Raw genomic sequence first — 18957 nt, forward strand, 5'->3', positions numbered from 1 at the left:
ACGGTTCGCCAGCCGCGATGGCATTCAATCACTTACCGGCAGGCGTGCACGACGCCTTGGCCCCATTGTCCGTCACGCCAGTGACACACTCGGTGCCGATGGCCAAGAATCACCGATCCGATCGACCCCCGACGGACCTCCCGTCCGGGCCCGCCCCGGGCGCGGTCCTGGGCCGGCTCGCGTCCGGACCGAGCCGGGCTTCGCGCATCACTCATACGGAGCACTTGCCCCCGCGCGAGGGCCGTCATGCCGTCTGGCCGGACCGGATCCGTCCGGAGGTCCTGGCCGCCGTGCAGGCCGCGGGCATCGAACACCCCTGGGCCCACCAGGCACGCGCCGCCGAGCACGCCCTGGACGGCGAGTCCGTCGTGGTCGCCACCGGCACCGCGTCCGGCAAGTCCCTGGCGTACCTCCTGCCCGTCCTGTCCGCACTCCTGGACGGCGCGGAGGCCCCGAACGGCCGCGGCGCGACCGCTCTGTACCTCGCCCCCACGAAAGCCCTCGCGGCGGACCAGTGCCGATCCGTGAAGGAACTTTCACAACCACTGGGCCATTCGGTGCGCGCGGCGGTCCACGACGGCGACACGCCGTTCGAGGAACGCGAGTGGATCCGCCAGTACGCCAACTACGTGCTGACCAACCCGGACATGCTGCACCGGGGCATCCTGCCGTCCCACTCCCGCTGGTCCTCCTTCCTGAAGTCGCTGAAGTACGTCGTCATCGACGAGTGCCACACCTACCGGGGGGTGTTCGGCTCGCACGTCGCCCAGGTGCTGCGCCGGCTGCGCCGCCTGTGCGCCCGCTACGGCGCCTCGCCCGTGTTCCTGCTGGCCTCCGCGACCGTCGCCGAGCCCGCGGTCGCCGCACGCCGCCTCACCGGCCTGCCGGTGGTGGAGGTGGCCGACGACGCCTCACCACGCGGTGAACTGGTGTTCGCCCTCTGGGAGCCGCCGCTGACCGAGCTGCACGGCGAGAAGGGTGCACCGGTCCGCCGTACGGCCACCGCCGAGGCCGCCGACCTGCTGACCGACCTCACCGTGCAGGGCATCCGCTCGGTCACCTTCGTACGCTCCCGGCGCGGCGCCGAGCTGATCTCCGTGATCGCCCAGGAGCGCCTCGGCGAGGTCGACCGCTCGCTGGCCCGGCGTGTCGCGGCATACCGGGGCGGCTATCTCCCCGAGGAGCGCCGCGCCCTCGAGCGCGCCCTGCACTCCGGCGAACTGCTCGGCCTCGCCGCGACGAACGCCCTCGAACTCGGCGTGGACATCTCCGGTCTGGACGCCGTGGTGATCGCCGGTTACCCGGGCACCCGGGCCTCCCTGTGGCAGCAGGCAGGGCGCGCGGGACGGTCCGGGCAGGGCGCCCTCGCCGTCCTGGTCGCCCGCGACGACCCCCTGGACACCTTCCTCGTCCACCACCCCGAGGCCCTCTTCGACCGGCCCGTGGAGTCCACCGTCCTCGACCCCGACAACCCTTACGTGCTCGCCCCGCACCTGTGCGCGGCGGCCGAGGAACTGCCGTTGACCGAGGAGGACCTGGACCTGTTCGGCCCGGCCACCGAGGACCTGCTCCCGCAACTGGAGGCCGCGAAGCTGCTGCGCCGGCGGACCAGGGCCTGGTACTGGACCCGCCGGGAGCGGGCCGCCGACCTGACCGACATCCGGGGGCAGGGCGGCCGGCCGGTCCAGGTCGTCGAGGCCGGTACGGGGAGGCTGCTCGGCACGGTCGACGCGGGCGCGGCGCACACAAGCGTCCACGAGGGCGCGGTCCACCTGCACCAGGGCCTGACGTATCTCGTCCGCTCGCTCGACCTGGAGGACTCCGTCGCCCTGGTCGAGCGGGCGACCCCGACGTACACGACGGTGGCCCGGGACACGACGTCGATCTCCGTACTGGAGACGGACGCCGAGATCCCGTGGGGCGACGGCCGCCTGTGCTACGGCTCCGTCGAAGTCACCAACCAAGTGGTCTCCTTCCTGCGCCGGCGGGTCATCACCGGCGAAGTGCTGGGTGAGACGAAGCTCGACCTCCCTCCTCGTACGCTGCGCACCCGCGCGGTGTGGTGGACGGTCACCGAGGACCAGCTGGACCGGGCCCGGATCAACCCGGAAATCCTCGGCGGTGCGCTGCACGCCGCCGAGCACGCCTCGATCGGCATGCTGCCGCTCTTCGCGACCTGCGACCGCTGGGACATCGGCGGTGTCTCGATCCCGCTGCACCCCGACACGCTGCTGCCCACGGTCTTCGTCCACGACGGCCACCCGGGCGGCGCGGGCTTCGCGGAACGCGCCTTCCACACCGCCCGCGCCTGGCTCACCGCCACCCGCCAGGCCATCGCCTCCTGCGAGTGCGACGCCGGCTGCCCCTCCTGCATCCAGTCCCCCAAATGCGGCAACGGCAACGATCCTCTGCACAAGCGGGGCGCGGTCCGACTGCTCACGGTGCTGCTGGAGGGCGCACCGGTGGAGAAGCCGGACGATGCTGCCGGGGCCCAGCCGGGGCCGGTGCCCGGAGTGGAGGTCCCGCCGGGCCGGCAGGGCCTGCCCTGGCCCTGATCTCCACCCCGAACGGCCCCCGGCCCGACGCCACCGACACGTCCGACACCTCGCCGGTGACCACGCACCGTACGAGCCGCGTGCCCTGCGCCCGGGCCACCCGGTCCGCCCGGGCGCAGGCCGCCGCACCGCCCTCCGTCCAGTGGTCCGCCGCCGCGAGCGCCACCAGATCCGCGCCGCCGGCCGCCCGGTGCCGGACCACGACGGCGTGTCCCAGGGCGAGGACGACGCCGAACACCACACACAGCACGGCGATCGCACCGACGCTCCAGACGGTCGCCGACCCCCGGTCGGAACACCGCGCGCGCCGTCGGCCGCCTGTCGGCCGCCGCTCCCGGAACCGGGCCCTCACGTCGCCGCCCCCACCGTCTCCTCCACCGCCGTCTCCTCCACCGCGGCGACGGCCTCCTCCCGTAGGTCGAAGGGCAGCCCGTGCAGGACCGGGAGCCTGGCCTCGACGACCACCCGGACCTGCTCGGTCTCCCGGTTCACCGTGACTCTCGCGCCGGGCGGTGCCGCCGCGCGGGTCACCTCTACGACGGCATCAGGGGGATCCTGCCGGGCCGCCGCGCGGGCGCCCGCGCGCGCCGCGTCCACACACTGGATCTGCGCCGCCACCACCAGCAGGCCCCAGACCAGCGTCGTCGCGAACATCACCAGCACGGGCAGCACCATGGCCGACTCCGCCGTCACGAACCCGCGGTCCGCACGCCGCTCACATCCGGCCATCGAGCGCCTGCTGCACGATGTTCCGCAGCGCCGTGCCGACCGGTCCGCTGGTGACCACCTTGTAGAGCACGACGGAGAACGCCACCGCCGCCACGATGCCCATCGCGTACTCCGAAGTCACCATTCCGGCGTCCCTCCGTGCCGTACGCACCTTGCACACCAGGGCACGCAGTCGTGCCCGTACCGCCTGATACATCTCAACCCCCGTATGGAGAAGTCGCATTGATCTTGTGGTTCTTGTCGCTTCCGCCGGTCGTCTCCCGTCAGGCCCCACCCCCTCCCAGCACCCCGCCCGCGAGCCCGATCACCACGGGCAGCACTCCGACCGCGATGAACGCGGGCAGGAAGCACAGCCCTACCGGCGCGCTGACCATGACGGCCGCCCGCCGGGCCCGTGCCGTCGCTGCGCGGGTCCACTCCGCGCGGGCCTCGGCGGCGAACCGGGCCATGGGAGCGGCCAGGGGAAGTCCGGACACATCGGCCCGCTCCAGCAGCCGGGCCAGGGGCCGGGCACCCGGTACCGACGCCAGCCGGCCCCAGGCCGCGGCCGGTTCACCGCCGAGCCGTACCTCCGCCGCACCCCGCGCCAGCGCCTCTCCGACCGGCCCGCCCAAGGTCTCTCCGACGGCCTGCGCGGCGAGTACCGGTCCGGCGCCCGCCGCGATGCAGGCGGACAGCAGATCGGCGGCGAGCGGCAGTTGATGTTCCGCCCCGGCGGTGTCGGACTCCCGCGTGTGTGGAGCGGCCGCCGTCCGCCGCAGGCGCCACCACCACAGTCCGGCCGCGACGGCCGGTCCCGCCACCGCTCCGGCGGGACCGCCCACCAGCACCCACCCGGCACCCGCCACGCCCGCGTACGGCAGCCAACTCCGCGCTGCACGCAGCAGTCCGAGGTGCGAGGCAGTCACCGTCCGTTCCAGGGCCAGCACCTCGGCCAGTCGTCGCCGTGCCCTCCGTCCGCGCCGCGTGCGGGCCCACCACCCCGCCAGCCAGGCGAGTGCGGACACCGTCCCCACCGCCACCCCCAGCCTGTGGACAAGGTCTCCGCTCATGCCGTCTCCTCCTCGGCGCCCCGCATGATCCGCAGTGCCCACCACAGCCCCAGGCCCTCCAGCACCCCGCCGACCGCCAGACAGACCAGTCCCGACGGTGTGTGCAGCAGGATGTGCAGCGGGCCGGCGCCGAGAGCCGTACCGAGCCCCAGGCCCACGACCGGGAGCCCGGCGAGCAGCACCGCCGTCGCGCGGGCGCCGGCCAACTGGGCGCGCAGGTCGGCCCGCTGGTCCCGTGCGGCCGACAGCGCCGCTTCCAGCCGGTCGAGCCCGGCCGCGAGCCCGGCTCCCTGGTCCACCGCCACCCGCCAGCACGCGGCAAGTCCCCGCAGCCCTTCGGCACCCGGCTGCCGTGCCGCCTCCGCGAGCACCTTCGGGACGTCCCCGCCGAAGCGCGCCGCCGCCAGCACCGTCGCCTGCATGTCACCGAGCCCGCCGGAGTCCCGCGCGGCCGACAGCAGCGCCTCACCCGGCTGCCGCCCGGCGCGCACCTCCCCGGCGAGCGCCCCGCACAACGCGATCACCGCATCGCCGCGGCCCTCCCCCGCCCGGCGTTCCCCGGCGGCCCGCCGCACCCGCCGCAGCAAAAGCACCCCGGCCGCCCCCGCGACGACCGGCAGCAGCGACGCACCCAGCACCGCCGGAACCAGTCCGACGGCCAACGACCACCACTCGGCCCGCAGCCGCCCGCGCATCCGTTCCCACGCTCGGGTCATCCGGGGCCATCCCGGCGGTCCGCTGCCCACCGCGCCTCCGCCGGCCAGCAGTCGCGCCCGCCCGGCCCCGGCATGCCCACCGCCCAACAGCCAGGCCGCGGTCCCCAGGCACACCAAGGCCGCTCCCGTCGACACCTCGGTCATCCCACTCATCCCCCGACCCCCTCGCCCGGTCCATCGGCGTCCGCGTTCCGGAGCAGCTCCCGCAGGCGCTGCCATCCCCGCTCCCGGGTGAAGGCCTGCGGGCCCCACCGCAGCGCCGGCACCGTCCGTACCAGCCCCGACTGGTCCCGTTCCAGCACATGCACCTCCGCGATCCGTCGCCGCCCGCTCCGGTCGCGTACGAGGTGCAGCACCACCGAGAGGGCGGCCGCCACCTGGCTGTGCAGGGCGAACCGGTCGAGTCCGGCGGCCGTACCGAGTGCCTCCAGCCGGGCCGGTACGTCGGTGGCGGCGTTGGCATGGACCGTTCCCGAGCCGTCGTGGCCCGTGTTGAGGGCGGCCAGCAGATGGACCACCTCCGGGCCGCGCACCTCACCGACGATCAGCCGGTCCGGCCGCATTCGCAGCGCCTGCCGCACCAGGTCCTCGAGAGTGACGAGGCCCGCGCCCTCCTGGTTGGCGGGTCTGGTCTCCAGACGCACGACGTGCGGATGATCGGGCCGCAGTTCCGCCGAGTCCTCGGCCAGGACCATGCGCTCGTCCGGCCCGACCAGCCCCAGCAGCGCGCTCAGCAAGGTCGTCTTGCCGCTGCCGGTCCCCCCGCTGACGAGGAACGACAGCCGCGCGTCCAGCAGTGCCCGCAGCACGCGGTCCCCGCCCGGCGGGACCGTCCCGGCCGCCACGAGTTCGTCGAGGGTGAAGGCGCGCGGTCGTACGACCCGTAGCGACAGGCAGGTACAGCCGACGGCCACCGGGGGCAGCACCGCGTGCAGTCTGGTCCCGTCGGGCAGCCGCGCGTCGACCCAGGGCCGGGCGTCGTCCAGGCGTCGGCCGGCCACGGCGGCGAGCCGCTGGGCGAGGCGCCGGACGGCCGTCTCGTCGGGGAAGACCACCTCGGTCAGTTCCAGCCCTCCGCCCCGGTCCACCCAGACCCGGTCCGGTGCCGACACCAGCACGTCGGTCACCGAAGGCTCGGACAGGAGCCGTTCCAGCGGCCCGCTGCCGACCAGCTCGGACCGCAGCTGCTCGGCCGCTCCGAGCACTTCGGCGTCACCGAGCACCCGCCCCTGGTCCCGCAGCGCCTGCGCCACGCGCGCGGGCGTCGGCTCGGCACCGCTCTCGGCCAGCCACCGCCGCACCCCGTCGAGCAGACCGGGAGGCATGACCGCTGCGCTCGTCACCGGCCTCCTCATGCCGCCCTCGCCTCCACCAGTGCCCGCTCCCAGAACTCCTTGCAGAAGCGGGCCAGCGGACCCCGGCCCGAGGCCCCGGGCGGCCGGCCCGCCTCGTACGGGCGTCCCAGGGCGGGCTCGACGGGTACGTCTCCGGCGAGGGGCAGCCCGAGCAGCCGGGCCACCTCACGGTCGTCCAGTCCCGGTGCGTACGGCCCGCGCACCGCCACCCGCAGATCGCGCAGGACCATGCCCACGGCGGAGGCGACGCGGCCCGCCGCCGCGACGGCGCGCAGTTCCGCGGGGACCACGAGGAGCCCGAGGTCGAGTTGGGCGAGGACCTCGGCGACCCCGTCGTCGACGCGGCGCGGCAGGTCGACCACGACGGTGCCGCCCCCGCGTCGCGCCGCGGCGAGCACCGCGCGTACGGCCCGGGGCGGTACGGCGAGACAGTCGCCGCGGTCCCAGCTGAGCACCCGCAGCGAGTGCAGTTCCGGTAGTGACTCCTCCAGGGCGCCGCCGCCGACCCGGCCGTGCGACGCGGCGAACGCGGGCCAGCGCAGTCCTTTGGCCGTCTCGCCCCCGAGGGCCACGTCGAGTCCGCCACCCAGCGGATCGGCGTCCACCAGGAGGGTGCGCAGTCCCTCACGCGCGGAGGTGACGGCGAGCGCGCACGCGAGTGTGGACGCTCCGGCGCCGCCCCGGCCGCCGATGACGCCGACGGTCAGGGCGGGCCGTCCGACGCCCTCGGCCACGTCGGCGATACGGTCGACCAGCCACTGCTCACCGTCGGGCAGCATCAGGACGTGGTCGGCACCGATCTCGACGGCCCGCCGCCAGACCCCGGGATCGTCCTGGTCACGGCCGACCAGCACCACTCCCGGCCGGCGCGCCGCCCCGCGCACCCGTCGCGCGGCGTCGTCCCCGACCAGGACGAGCGGTGCGGCCTCCCAGCTGCCCCGTGGTTCCGGGGCCGTGTGATGGACTTCCGGCGTGACACCGGCCGCCGCGCACAGGCGCAGCAGGTCGTCGAGGAGCCCGGCGTCCTCGGTGACGATCAGCGGTGCGCCCGGTCGGCCTCCTCCGGTGGCCGGTGGCGGATCGTGGGTGATGGTTCCGGACACGTTCGTCCCCCTTTGCTGCATCTCTCGCGCGGCCCCTGCGGCCCCGCGATTCCCAGACGTGTGAAGAACCCGCAAGCGGTTCTTCTTTGAACGGCCGGCGGAAACCGGCCGTACGCGACCCGACAAACGGGACCGGGTGCGAACTCACGGCGAGCGGGCGCGTCGGAATCACAGTGCAGCGATCCGGAAAAACGTGTGGATCTTGGTCGAAAACTGTGGACGAGTCGACGCCTGTGAATATCGCGGTCACCCATACCGGCGAGTCCCGCGCACCTCCTGTGCGACGTCCGTAGAGCAGTCCGACGACTACCGGGGGTAACCAGTCAGGTGCATGACAGACAGCGATACGCGTGGCACCGGCAAGGTGCGCCAACCGCGAGGAGAATGAGGAAAACCCACCCGGACATGCGACGACCCCCGCCGGGGGGGAGAGCGGGGGTCGTCCCCACGGCCGACTCGGGGGGGGAGGAGTCGGACCGGGTTAGCACGGTCGCGAACGATCCGTGACTTCCATGGTGTACCCGAGAGCCCTCTCAGGCAAACCCACACGCCCCACCTTACGCCGAATGGGCTGCGCCTATGCTCAAGGACGTGGAAAACCACTCGATGCCCCGCACAGCCGCCTTCTTTGACCTGGACAAGACGGTCATTGCGAAGTCGAGCACGCTCACCTTCAGCAAGTCGTTCTATCAAGGCGGCCTGATCAACCGCAGGGCTGTCCTGCGCACCGCGTACTCCCAGTTCGTGTTCCTGGCCGGCGGCGCCGATCACGACCAGATGGAGCGGATGCGCAAGTACCTGTCCGCACTGTGCCGCGGCTGGAACGTCCAGCAGGTCAAGGAGATCGTCGCCGAGACGCTGCACGATCTGATCGACCCGATCATCTACGACGAGGCCGCCACCCTCATCGAGCAGCACCACACCGCGGGACGCGACGTCGTGATCGTGTCCACGTCGGGCGCCGAGGTGGTCGAGCCGATCGGCGAACTGCTCGGCGCGGACCGGGTGGTGGCCACCCGTATGGTCGTCGGCGACGACGGGTGCTTCACCGGCGAGGTGGAGTACTACGCGTACGGCCCGACCAAGGCCGAGGCGGTCAGGGAACTGGCCGAGTCGGAGGGCTACGACCTGGCCCGCTGCTACGCCTACAGCGACTCGGTGACCGATGTGCCGATGCTGGAGTCCGTGGGTCATCCGCACGCCGTGAACCCGGACCGCGCACTGCGCCGGGAGGCCCTCGCACGGGAGTGGCCGATCCTCGACTTCCACCGGCCGGTACGGCTCAAGCAGCGCTTCCCCGCCTTCTCCGTACCACCACGCCCCGCCCTGGTCGCGGCGGCCGCCATAGGCGCCGCGGCGGCCACCGCGGGCCTCGTCTGGTACGCGAGCCGACGCCGCACGACGGTGGCCTGACCGCCTTCCGCGCGAGCCGCCCCCGCCGATCACGAACGCCCCGTCGGCGCCCGTTCCGGACGGCTTTGATCCCAAAAGTAAAGAAGCAGGGCGAGGACTTCCGCTTGCTTCGAACCCGGAGTACAAAGGACTTAACGGCCCGCGAGACCAAGGACATCCGCGAGGATCACCTTCACCGACGCATTTGTGGCCCCACGGACCGAGTATGAACACCGAGAACCCACGCGACGTCGACCCGTCGATTACGGGCCAGCCGCACCAGGTGACGGGCGAAGTTCCCGACCTGATGGGCACATATCGAGGACGCTTGGTAACGCGGTGGACATGCCAGCGGCGGTACGAGTATTCGTACCGCCGCATTCCTGCCCGGTTTTCGTCCGGCTCCTTTTACGCGGCCCCACGCTGAAGCGCCTCGCACACGGCCGTCGACTCGCGCGCACCCAGCTCGACCGCGCGCCCGCAATGGGCGATCCAGGCCGCCACACCCTCGGGGGTACCGGAGGCATAGCCCTTCAGCGCCTTCAAGTAGGCTTCCCGGCCCAGTTCGGCGTGTCCGGCCTCGGCCGGGCAGACCGACTTGGGGTCGAGACCGCTGCCGACCAGGACGACGCGTTCGGCCGTACGCGCGACCAGGCCGTTGTGGGAGGTGAAGGGGCGCAGCGCGAGCAGCTCGCCGTGCACGACGGCGGCCGTCACCAGCGCCGGGGCGGAACCGCCCGCGATGATCAGCTCGGACAGCCCGTCCAGCCGGCCGTGCGCCTCCGCCGCGCTCGGCAGATCGAGCCCGATCAAGGGCTCGTCGACCGGCTCGCCCTCCTGCCGGGGCCGCCCGACCTGCTCGGCCTTGTCGGCCGCCGCGACCAGGTGCAGCCGGGCCAGGACCCGCAGAGGCGACTGCCGCCAGATGGACAGCAACTGCCCCGCCTCGGCGGTCAGCCGCAGCGCCGCGCCCATCGTGCGAGCGTCGTCACCGCCGCTGAAGTCGCTGCGCCGGCGCACCTCCTCCAGGGCCCAGTCCGCGCCCGACAGGGCCGCCGAACCGCGGGCGCCGCGCAGCGCCGCCTCGGAGGTGATCTCGTTGCTGCGCCGCCGCATGACCCGGTGCCCGTAGACCCGGTCCACGGCCTTGCGCACGGACTCCACGGAGTCGGCCACTCCGGGCAGGGATCCCAGGGTGGCGAGCGGGTCGCCGGTCGCACCTGTCGTACTCATGAGTACGACCCTACGCACCCCCGGCGCCCACCCCACGAAGGAGTGGTCTTCTTCACGCCCGGCTGTCACCTATAGCTATCATTCCATTACGCTTGGTGAACATGAAAATTGCTTTCGTGGGGAAGGGCGGCAGCGGAAAGACGACCCTGTCCTCCCTGTTCATCCGTCATCTCGCGGCTGTCGGCGCCCCGGTCGTCGCCGTGGACGCCGACATCAACCAGCACCTCGGGGCCGCACTGGGCCTGGACGAGGCGGAGGCTGCCGCGCTGCCCGCGATGGGCGAGCACCTGCCGCTGATCAAGGACTATCTGCGCGGCACCAATCCGCGCATCGCGTCCGCCGAGACGATGATCAAGACCACTCCGCCCGGTGAGGGCTCCCGGCTGCTGCGGGTGTGCGAGGACAATCCGGTCTACGACGCCTGCGCGCGGCCGATGGAACTCGACGGCGGGGCCGTCCGTTTGATGGTCACCGGCCCCTTCACCGACGCCGACCTGGGGGTCGCCTGCTACCACTCCAAGACCGGAGCGGTGGAGCTGTGTCTGAACCACCTGGTGGACGGCCCCGGCGAGTACGTCGTGGTCGACATGACGGCCGGCTCGGACTCCTTCGCCTCCGGCATGTTCACCCGCTTCGACATCACGTTCCTCGTGGCCGAGCCGACCCGGAAGGGGGTCTCCGTCTATCGCCAGTACAAGGAGTACGCCCGTGACTTCGGCGTCACCCTGAAGGTCGTCGGCAACAAGGTGCAGGGACCGGACGACCTCGACTTCCTCCGCGCGGAGACCGGGGAGGACCTGCTGGTGACGGTGGGGCACTCGGACTGGGTCCGGGCCATGGAGAAGGGCCGGCCACCCCGGTTCGACCTCCTGGAGGAGCCCAACCGGCACGCGCTGCGCCTGCTGCATTCGGCCGCCGACGCGACGTACGAGTCACGCGACCGCGAGCGTTACACCCGCCAGATGGCGCACTTCCATCTGAAGAACGCCCGGTCGTGGGGCGACGAGCGCACCGGGACCGACCTGGCGGCCCAGATCGACCCCGGTTTCGTGCTCGGTGAGAACGTCACGGCGTCCGCCTGACGCTCACCGCTTCTCGGCCGGGGCTCCGGGCACCCCTTTGGGGGCCGGTGCGGGACCGCCGGACAGGAAGGACTCCCAGCCCTTCTTCGGGGCCTCACCGACGTTCAGCGTGCGCAGTTTCGCCAGGGTCTCCGGGTCCTGGGCGTCCAGCCAGTCCACGAGCCGGCGGAAGGAGACACAGCGCACGTCGGACTTGGTGCACACCTCCTCGATGACCTCCTCGACGGCCCGCATGTAGGTGCCGCCGTTCCAGGACTCGAAGTGGTTGCCGATGATCAGGGGCGCCCTGTTGCCCTTGTAGGCCCGCTCGAAGCCCTGGAGGAGGCCGTCCCGCATCTGGTCGCCCCACATCTCGTGCTTGGCGGGGTCACCCTGGGTGGTGCCGGACTGGTTGACCATGAAGTTGTAGTCCATGGTGAGCTGTTCGAAGGAGTGCCCGGGAAAGGGCACGAGCTGCATCGACAGGTCCCACAGGCCCTGCTTCTTCTTCGGCCACACCTGGTTGTCGACCCCGCTGGTGTCGTAGCGGAAGCCCAGGTCGCGGGCGGCCTTCATGAAGTTCTTCTGCCCCTCCAGGCAGGGGGTGCGGGCACCGATCAGCTCCTTGTCGTAATCAAAGGGCAGCGGGGCCGAGTTCTTCATGCCGGTGTTGGTCTTCCAGGTCCTCACAAAATGCTTGGCCTGGGCGATCTCGTCCTTCCAGTCCGCCACCGACCATTCGCCGACCCCACCGCCGCTGCCGCAGAAGTGCCCGTTGAAGTGGGTACCGATCTCGTTGCCCTCGAGCCAGGCGAGGCGCAGCTGCTTCACGGTGTCGGCGATGCCCTCCCGGTCGTTGAAGCCGATGTCGGAGCGGCCCGGGGAGTGCTGCGGCGGTCGGTACAGATCGCGTTTCTCCTCCGGCAGCAGGTACACGCCGCTCAGGAAGTACGTCATGGTCGCGTTGTTCTCCTTGGCGACCTCACGGAAATGCGAGAAGAGCTTCTGCCCGTCCTCGCCCGCGCCGTCCCAGGAGAAGACCACGAACTGCGGGGGCTTTTCGCCGCGCTTCAGCCGTTCGGGCCGGGGTAGGTGCGGCTGTGCCCCAGTGTACGCGGTGGAGCCGTCGCCGATCAGCCGGACGACGTTCTTCGGTGCCGGAGCCGGCTTGGCCTTCTCCTGGTCACGCGTCTGCTCGCCGGTGTTGCCGGTACCGGTTCCGCAGCCGGCGAGCGAGGCGACGCAGACCGCGACGATCACGGTGCCCGTGGCGATCCTGTGGGTGGCGGCCATTCGCCCACCTTCTTCCTTCTCTCGGGCCGAGCTCGATGAGGGCTTTGCCTGGTGCCGTGCCGGTCCATGCCGACAGCGCCGTCAAAGTCGCACGGAACGAAGAAGGAATTAATACGACAAGCCGATGAAATGGCTACGCCACTCGCTGGAGTGATTGATTCACCCATTTGCCCGGAAAGCCTATGCCAGTCCTTTACTCTCAATTACGATCTGTTTACGGATTGTTGATATCCGGGAGAGGAGAAACCATGTCAGCCTGTGTTCCCGCCCGCGCCGCCGACTCGGATCGGACCGAGCGCGCCCACCCGCCCCACAGCCCGCCACCGACCGGCTCCCCACGCCCGCGTATCGCGGGAGCCGACCTCTCGGCCTCGATCGCGGTCTTCCTGATCGCCCTTCCGCTGTCCCTCGGCATCGCCCTCGCCACCGGTGCGCCGCTCCAGGCCGGCCTGGTCGCCGCCGCAGTGGGCGGAATCGTCGCCGGGCGGATCGGCGGCTCTCCGCTCCAGGTGAGCGGTCCCGCCGCCGGACTCACCGTCGTCACCGCCGACCTCATCCAGCACTACGGCTGGCGGACGACCTGTGCCATCACCGTCCTCGCCGGAATCACCCAGCTCGGCCTCGGCTGCCTGCGCGTGGCGCGCGGCGCGCTCGCCGTGAGCCCCGCGATCGTGCACGGCATGCTCGCCGGCATCGGCGTCACCATCGCCGTCGCCCAGCTGCACATCGTCCTCGGCGGCACCCCGCAGAGCTCCGTCCCCGACAACCTCCTCGCCCTTCCCGCCCAGTTGGCGAACCTGCATCCCGCGGCCCTGTCGGTGAGCCTCCTGACACTGTCCCTGCTGCTGCTCTGGCCCCGCCTCCCGGGCCGCGCCGGACGCGTTCTCCGCGCGGTTCCGGCAGCGCTCGTCGCCGTCGCCGGAGCCACCGCGATCGCCGCCGCGGCCGGCCTCGTCCTGCCCAAGGTGGATCTGCCGTCCTGGCGCAACCACGCCCTGGCCGGGCTGCCCGAAGGACCCGTGCTCGGCCTCGCCGCTGCCGTGCTCACCACGACGCTGGTGTGCAGCGTGCAGTCGCTGCTCGGCGCCGTGGCCGTGGACAAGCTGGTGTCCGGCCGCCCCGGCCCCGGCCAGGTCGGGCGCTCCGATCTGGACCGTGAACTGCTCGGTCAGGGCGCGGCCAACATCGTCTCCGGCTCGCTCGGCGGACTTCCGGTGGCCGGAGTGGCGGTCCGCAGTTCCGCGAACGTCAAAGCGGGTGCCGTGAGCCGGAACTCCACGATGCTGCACGGCGTTCTCGTAGTGATCGCCGCGCTGCTGATGGTTCCGCTCCTGGAGTCCATCCCGCTCGCCTCACTCGCCGCCCTGGTGATGGCCGTCGGCATCCAGATGGTGTCCCTGCACCACATCCGCACGGTGACCCGCCACCGCGAAGTCCTGGTCTACGCCGTGACCACCCTCGGCGTCGTGTCCCTCGGCGTCCTGGAGGGTGTGGCACTGGGCATCGCCGTCGCCGTCGGTGTGGCCCTGCACCGGCTCACCCGCACCCGGATCACGCACGAGGAGAAGGAAGGAGCCCATCACGTACACGTACGAGGTCAGCTGACGTTCCTCGCGGTGCCACGGCTCAGCCGGGCCCTGCACCTCGTCCCCCAAAGAGCCGACGTGGTCGTGACGTTGGACGGCTCCTTCATGGACCACGCGGCGTACGAGACGCTGCAGGACTGGCAGAGCACGCACACCGCGCGGGGCGGCACCGTCGAGATCACCGGCCGCCGCGCCGGGCTCCGGATCGCCGAACCCGCGGCCCTCACCTCCGGGCACCCGTTCGACAGGAGCGAGGAGGCCGACGCGTCCGACGCCGGCTGCCGCTGCCGGCCCTGGACGGCCTGGCGCAACCACCAGTGCGAACGCCCACGCTCCGTGCCGGACGGCGACCCACGGCCAGGCGGGACCGACGGAACGAAGAGAACAGCCGGAACGGACGGAGCAGTTGCGGAGGAACCGGAGCCGGCCGAAACCGGCGGTCACGAACTGATGCGCGGCATCAGCGCGTTCCAGCGCAACACCGCTCCCCTGGTGCGCGGCGAGCTGGCCCGGCTGGCGCGCGAGGGACAGCGGCCCGCACATCTGTTCCTGACCTGTGCCGACTCCCGGGTGGTCACCTCGATGATCACGGCCAGTGGTCCGGGAGACCTGTTCGTGGTGCGCAATGTCGGCAACCTCGTGCCACCGCCCGGCGCGGAGAGCGGCGACGACTCGGTGGCGGCCGCCATCGAGTACGCCGTGGAGGTGCTGGCGGTCCGGTCGATCACGGTGTGCGGGCACTCGGGGTGCGGTGCGATGCAGGCGCTGCTCGACGCCGAGCCGGACGGCGCCCGCACCCCGCTGAGACGCTGGCTGCGGCACGGCCGGCCGAGCCTGCAGCGTATGGGCGACGGCAGCGGGCCCCCGTCGCGGCTGGCCGGGCGGGCCCCCGCCGACGCGGTCGAGCAGCTCTGTCTGACGAACGTGGTGCAACAGCTGGAGCATCTGCGCGCCCATGAATCGGTGGTCCGGGCCATGAAGGACGGCGCCCTGGAGCTGCACGGCATGTACTTCCACGTGGGTGAGGCCCAGGCGTATCTCCTCACCGAGCGGGACGAGGAGAAGGTGTTCGACCGGGTGCGGTCCGCGGACCTGGCGATGTGAGGGGCCCATCCGGGTGTGAGAGGTGTTACACACCTTGAACCGGCTTGCTCCGGGCCTCGTGGGAAAGGGTGGCGCACCTCGCGCCACCCCACCCGACAGGTCTAAACCAATTTCCCGTCGGCCCTTGTCAGCGCACCCCCGGGTCTGATGAGCTGTGGCCTGGGACACAACGGACACCCTGGGAAAGGCAGATGCCGTGAGCAATGAAAGCCTGGCCAACCTTCTGAAGGAGGAGCGTCGTTTCGCGCCCCCCGCCGACCTGGCCGCGCACGCCAACGTCACGGCGGAGGCGTACGAACAGGCCAAGGCTGACAGGCTCGGCTTCTGGGCCGAGCAGGCCCGCCGGCTGACCTGGGCCACCGAGCCCACCGAGACCCTGGACTGGTCGAACCCGCCGTTCGCCAAGTGGTTCCAGGACGGCGAGCTCAACGTCGCCTACAACTGCGTGGACCGGCATGTGGAGGCCGGGCACGGCGACCGGGTCGCCATCCACTTCGAGGGCGAGCCGGGCGACAGCCGCGCCCTCACCTACGCCCAGCTCAAGGACGAGGTCTCCAGGGCCGCCAACGCCCTGCTGGAGCTGGGCGTCCGGGCGGGCGACCGGGTCGCCGTCTACATGCCGATGATCCCGGAGACCGCCATCGCGATGCTGGCCTGCGCCCGCATCGGCGCCGCGCACTCCGTGGTCTTCGGCGGCTTCTCGGCGGACGCGCTCGCCACCCGCATCCAGGACGCCGACGCGCGGGTCGTCATCACCGCCGACGGCGGCTACCGGCGCGGCAAGCCCTCCGCGCTCAAGCCGGCCGTGGACGAGGCGGTCGCCAAGGCCGGCACCGTCGAGCACGTCCTCGTGGTGCGCCGCACCGGCCAGGACGTCGCCTTCACCCAGGGCCGCGACGTGTGGTGGCACGACCTGGTGCAGCGGCAGAGCGCCGAGCACACCCCGCAGGCGTTCGGGGCCGAGCACCCGCTGTTCATCCTCTACACCTCGGGCACCACGGGTAAGCCGAAGGGCATCCTGCACACCTCCGGCGGCTACCTGACCCAGACGGCCTACACGCACTGGTCGGTGTTCGACCTCAAGCCGGAAACCGACGTGTACTGGTGCACCGCCGACGTCGGCTGGGTCACCGGGCACTCCTACATCGTCTACGGTCCGCTCGCCAACGGCGCCACCCAGGTGATGTACGAGGGCACGCCGGACACCCCGCACCAGGGCCGGTTCTGGGAGATCGTGCAGAAGTACGGCGTGACGATCCTCTACACCGCGCCCACCGCGATCCGCACCTTCATGAAGTGGGGCGACGACATCCCCGCCAAGTTCGACCTCGGCAGCCTGCGGGTGCTGGGCTCGGTGGGCGAACCGATCAACCCCGAGGCGTGGATCTGGTACCGCAAGAACATCGGCGCCGACCGCACCCCGGTGGTGGACACCTGGTGGCAGACCGAGACCGGCGCGATGATGATCTCCCCGCTGCCGGGCGTGACCGACGCCAAACCCGGCTCCGCCCAGACCCCGCTGCCCGGCATCGCCGCGACCGTCGTCGACGACGAGGCGAACGAGGTACCCGACGGCGGCGGCGGCTACCTGGTCCTCACCGAGCCGTGGCCCTCGATGCTGCGCACCATCTGGGGCGACGACCAGCGGTTCATCGACACCTACTGGTCCCGCTTCGAAGGCAAGTACTTCGCCGGTGACGGCGCCAAGAAGGACGACGACGGCGACATCTGGCTGCTCGGCCGGGTCGACGACGTGATGCTGGTGTCCGGCCACAACATCTCCACCACCGAGGTCGAGTCCGCACTCGTCTCCCACCCCTCGGTCGCCGAGGCGGCCGTGGTCGGCGCCGCGGACGAGACCACCGGCCAGGCGATCGTCGCCTTCGTGATCCTGCGCGGCACCGCGACCGAGACCGAAGACCTCACCGGCGAACTGCGCAACCACGTCGGCACCACCCTCGGCCCCATCGCCAAGCCCCAGCGGATCCTGCCGGTGGCCGAACTGCCCAAGACCCGCTCCGGCAAGATCATGCGCCGCCTGCTCCGCGACGTCGCCGAGAACCGCCAGCTCGGAGACGTCACCACGCTGACCGACAGCACGGTCATGGACCTCATCCAGGCCAAGCTGCCCCAGGCGCCCGGCGAGGACTGAGCGGGCGGCGGCTGATCGGGGCACCTTACGCGGCCATGCGCAGGGTGCCCCGAGGCGCTCCGGGTGCGCCCCAGGAGCACGTTAGCTAAACTAAACAAAAAGCTGTCTCATGGGGCGCCGGGAAGTCTGGTCGGCACGCGATTCGTGCTGCCCGCCGACCAGAGGAACTCCCGTGACCGTGCCCCGCACCCCCAGCCCCCGCAAGGCCTTCGGGCGCCTCTCCCTGCCCGAGCGGACGTTCGTCACGGACGCGCTGCGCACCGAGACCGTCGGCGGCGTCCTGCTGCTCCTCGCCGCCGTCGCCGCGCTGATCTGGGCGAACGTGCCCGGTCTGCACAGCAGCTACGAGAGCGTCAGCCACTTCCACTTCGGCCCCGAGGCCCTCGGGCTCAATCTGTCCGTGGCGCACTGGGCCGCCGACGGACTGCTCGCGGTCTTCTTCTTCGTCGCGGGGATCGAGCTCAAGCGCGAATTGGTCGCCGGTGATCTGCGCGACCCCAAGGCCGCCGTGCTCCCCGTCGTCGCCGCCCTGTGCGGCATGGCCGTACCGGCGCTGGTCTACACACTCACCAGTGGCATGGGCGGTGGCTCCCTGGCGGGCTGGGCCGTGCCCACCGCCACCGACATCGCCTTCGCGCTCGCCGTGCTCGCCGTCATCGGCACCTCCCTGCCGAGCGCGCTGCGGGCCTTCCTGCTCACCCTCGCCGTGGTCGACGACCTGTTCGCGATCCTGATCATCGCGGTCTTCTTCACCGACGGCCTGAACTTCGCGGCGCTCGGCGGCGCGGTCGCGGGCCTGGTCGTCTTCTGGCTGCTGCTGCGCAAGGGCGTACGGGGCTGGTACGTGTACGTACCGCTCGCGCTGGTCGTGTGGGCGCTGATGTACAACAGCGGCATCCACGCCACCATCGCCGGTGTCGCCATGGGCCTGATGCTGCGCTGCCATCGTCACGAGGGCGAGGAACACTCCCCCGGCGAGCGCGTCGAGCACCTCGTCCGGCCGCTCTCGGCGGGTCTCGCGGTCCCGCTGTTCGCTCTGTTCAGCGCCGGCGTGGCGATCTCCGGCGGGGCCCTCGCAGATGTGTTCACGCAGCCCGAGACGCTCGGTGTGGTGCTCGGGCTCGTCGTCGGCAAGACGTTCGGCATCTTCGGCGGTACGTGGCTGACGGCACGCTTCACCCGAGCCTCGCTCAGTGACGACCTCGCCTGGGCGGACGTGTTCGCGGTGGCGACCCTCGCCGGGATCGGTTTCACCGTGTCGCTGCTCATCGGGGAACTCGCCTTCGAGGAGGACGCGTCGATGACCGACAGCGTCAAGGCAGCCGTCCTGACCGGCTCGCTGATCGCCACCGCCGTCGCGACGGTGCTGCTGAAGATACGGAACGCCAAATACCGCAGACTGACCGAGGAAGAGGAGCGCGACGAGGACCTCAGCGGCGTCCCGGACGTCTACGAGCAGGACGACCCGGCGTACCACCTGCGCATGGCGGAGATCCACGAACGGAAGGCCGCGGAGCACCGACGACTCGCCCGGGAGAAGGCCGCCGAGCGGGACGCGCTTACCCAAGTGACGGGCGGGGCAAGCGAGGAGCACCACGGTCCGGCATGATCTGACGAGACGGTACA

15 protein-coding genes are annotated in these 18957 nt (G+C 71.6%); 6 read left to right on the forward strand and 9 right to left on the reverse strand.

Translation table 11 applies throughout. The annotated features are described in order from the left end of the window. The first annotated feature begins 17 nt into the window (after positions 1 to 17). Entirely contained in the window at positions 18 to 2555 is a 2538-nt protein-coding gene (locus tag ACH4VX_RS14355) for a DEAD/DEAH box helicase (protein WP_398367701.1), read from the forward strand. Here ACH4VX_RS14355 and ACH4VX_RS14360 read toward each other — a convergent pair. The 7 genes from ACH4VX_RS14360 to ssd all read right to left on the reverse strand — a co-directional run bounded on the left by ACH4VX_RS14360 (position 2437) and on the right by ssd (position 7531). Further along, positions 2437 to 2907: an Rv3654c family TadE-like protein gene (locus ACH4VX_RS14360; RefSeq protein ID WP_398367702.1), complete on the reverse strand. Its 471-nt coding sequence runs from the start codon at positions 2905 to 2907 to the stop codon at positions 2437 to 2439. The genes ACH4VX_RS14355 and ACH4VX_RS14360 overlap by 119 nt on opposite strands. Next, positions 2904 to 3284 (reverse strand): TadE family type IV pilus minor pilin, encoded by a 381-nt coding sequence (locus tag ACH4VX_RS14365; RefSeq protein ID WP_398367703.1) that lies wholly within the window; start codon positions 3282 to 3284, stop codon positions 2904 to 2906. Before ACH4VX_RS14365 ends, ACH4VX_RS14360 begins: the two co-directional genes overlap by 4 nt. Beyond that, a complete protein-coding gene (locus tag ACH4VX_RS14370) occupies positions 3271 to 3480 on the reverse strand; it encodes a DUF4244 domain-containing protein (protein WP_386019280.1) in 210 nt (69 codons plus the stop codon). The genes ACH4VX_RS14365 and ACH4VX_RS14370 overlap by 14 nt, the downstream gene beginning before the upstream one ends. A gap of 67 nt (positions 3481 to 3547) precedes the next feature. Then, positions 3548 to 4336: a type II secretion system F family protein gene (locus ACH4VX_RS14375; protein WP_398367704.1), complete on the reverse strand. Its 789-nt coding sequence runs from the start codon at positions 4334 to 4336 to the stop codon at positions 3548 to 3550. Next, a complete protein-coding gene (locus ACH4VX_RS14380) occupies positions 4333 to 5205 on the reverse strand; it encodes a type II secretion system F family protein (RefSeq protein WP_398367705.1) in 873 nt (290 codons plus the stop codon). The genes ACH4VX_RS14375 and ACH4VX_RS14380 overlap by 4 nt, the downstream gene beginning before the upstream one ends. Further along, positions 5202 to 6407, reverse strand: a complete 1206-nt coding sequence (locus ACH4VX_RS14385) for a TadA family conjugal transfer-associated ATPase (RefSeq protein WP_398367706.1) — start codon at positions 6405 to 6407, stop codon at positions 5202 to 5204. The genes ACH4VX_RS14380 and ACH4VX_RS14385 overlap by 4 nt, the downstream gene beginning before the upstream one ends. Then, entirely contained in the window at positions 6404 to 7531 is a 1128-nt protein-coding gene (ssd, locus tag ACH4VX_RS14390; RefSeq protein WP_398367707.1) for a septum site-determining protein Ssd, read from the reverse strand. Before ssd ends, ACH4VX_RS14385 begins: the two co-directional genes overlap by 4 nt. A gap of 558 nt (positions 7532 to 8089) precedes the next feature. Here ssd and ACH4VX_RS14395 point away from each other — a divergent pair. Further along, positions 8090 to 8923 carry an HAD family phosphatase gene (locus ACH4VX_RS14395; protein WP_217127976.1) on the forward strand — a complete coding sequence of 278 codons (834 nt, stop codon included), beginning with the start codon at positions 8090 to 8092 and terminating at the stop codon, positions 8921 to 8923. Between the two features lie 387 nt (positions 8924 to 9310). On the opposite strand, the gene ACH4VX_RS14400 is transcribed toward ACH4VX_RS14395, so the two are convergent. Further along, positions 9311 to 10135: an oxidoreductase gene (locus ACH4VX_RS14400; RefSeq protein ID WP_398367708.1), complete on the reverse strand. Its 825-nt coding sequence runs from the start codon at positions 10133 to 10135 to the stop codon at positions 9311 to 9313. Positions 10136 to 10236: 101 nt separating this feature from the next. Here ACH4VX_RS14400 and ACH4VX_RS14405 point away from each other — a divergent pair, with 101 nt between their 5' ends. Next, entirely contained in the window at positions 10237 to 11217 is a 981-nt protein-coding gene (locus ACH4VX_RS14405; protein ID WP_398367709.1) for an ATP-binding protein, read from the forward strand. A 3-nt stretch (positions 11218 to 11220) separates the two neighbouring features. On the opposite strand, the gene ACH4VX_RS14410 is transcribed toward ACH4VX_RS14405, so the two are convergent. Then, positions 11221 to 12489 (reverse strand): hypothetical protein, encoded by a 1269-nt coding sequence (locus tag ACH4VX_RS14410; protein WP_398367710.1) that lies wholly within the window; start codon positions 12487 to 12489, stop codon positions 11221 to 11223. A gap of 248 nt (positions 12490 to 12737) precedes the next feature. Here ACH4VX_RS14410 and ACH4VX_RS14415 point away from each other — a divergent pair, with 248 nt between their 5' ends. The 3 genes from ACH4VX_RS14415 to nhaA all read left to right on the forward strand — a co-directional run bounded on the left by ACH4VX_RS14415 (position 12738) and on the right by nhaA (position 18940). Further along, on the forward strand, positions 12738 to 15179 hold the full coding sequence (locus ACH4VX_RS14415; protein ID WP_398367711.1) for a SulP family inorganic anion transporter: 2442 nt from the start codon (positions 12738 to 12740) through the stop codon (positions 15177 to 15179). A gap of 196 nt (positions 15180 to 15375) precedes the next feature. Further along, on the forward strand, positions 15376 to 17331 hold the full coding sequence (gene acs / locus ACH4VX_RS14420) for an acetate--CoA ligase (protein WP_398367712.1): 1956 nt from the start codon (positions 15376 to 15378) through the stop codon (positions 17329 to 17331). Positions 17332 to 17503: 172 nt separating this feature from the next. Continuing rightward, the gene (gene nhaA / locus ACH4VX_RS14425; RefSeq protein ID WP_398367713.1) at positions 17504 to 18940 is read left to right on the forward strand and encodes a Na+/H+ antiporter NhaA; all 1437 of its coding nucleotides are present in this window, start codon (positions 17504 to 17506) and stop codon (positions 18938 to 18940) included. Positions 18941 to 18957 lie beyond the last annotated feature (17 nt).

This window comes from Streptomyces sp. NPDC020731, from assembly GCF_044334705.1.
Taxonomy (GTDB): domain Bacteria; phylum Actinomycetota; class Actinomycetes; order Streptomycetales; family Streptomycetaceae; genus Streptomyces.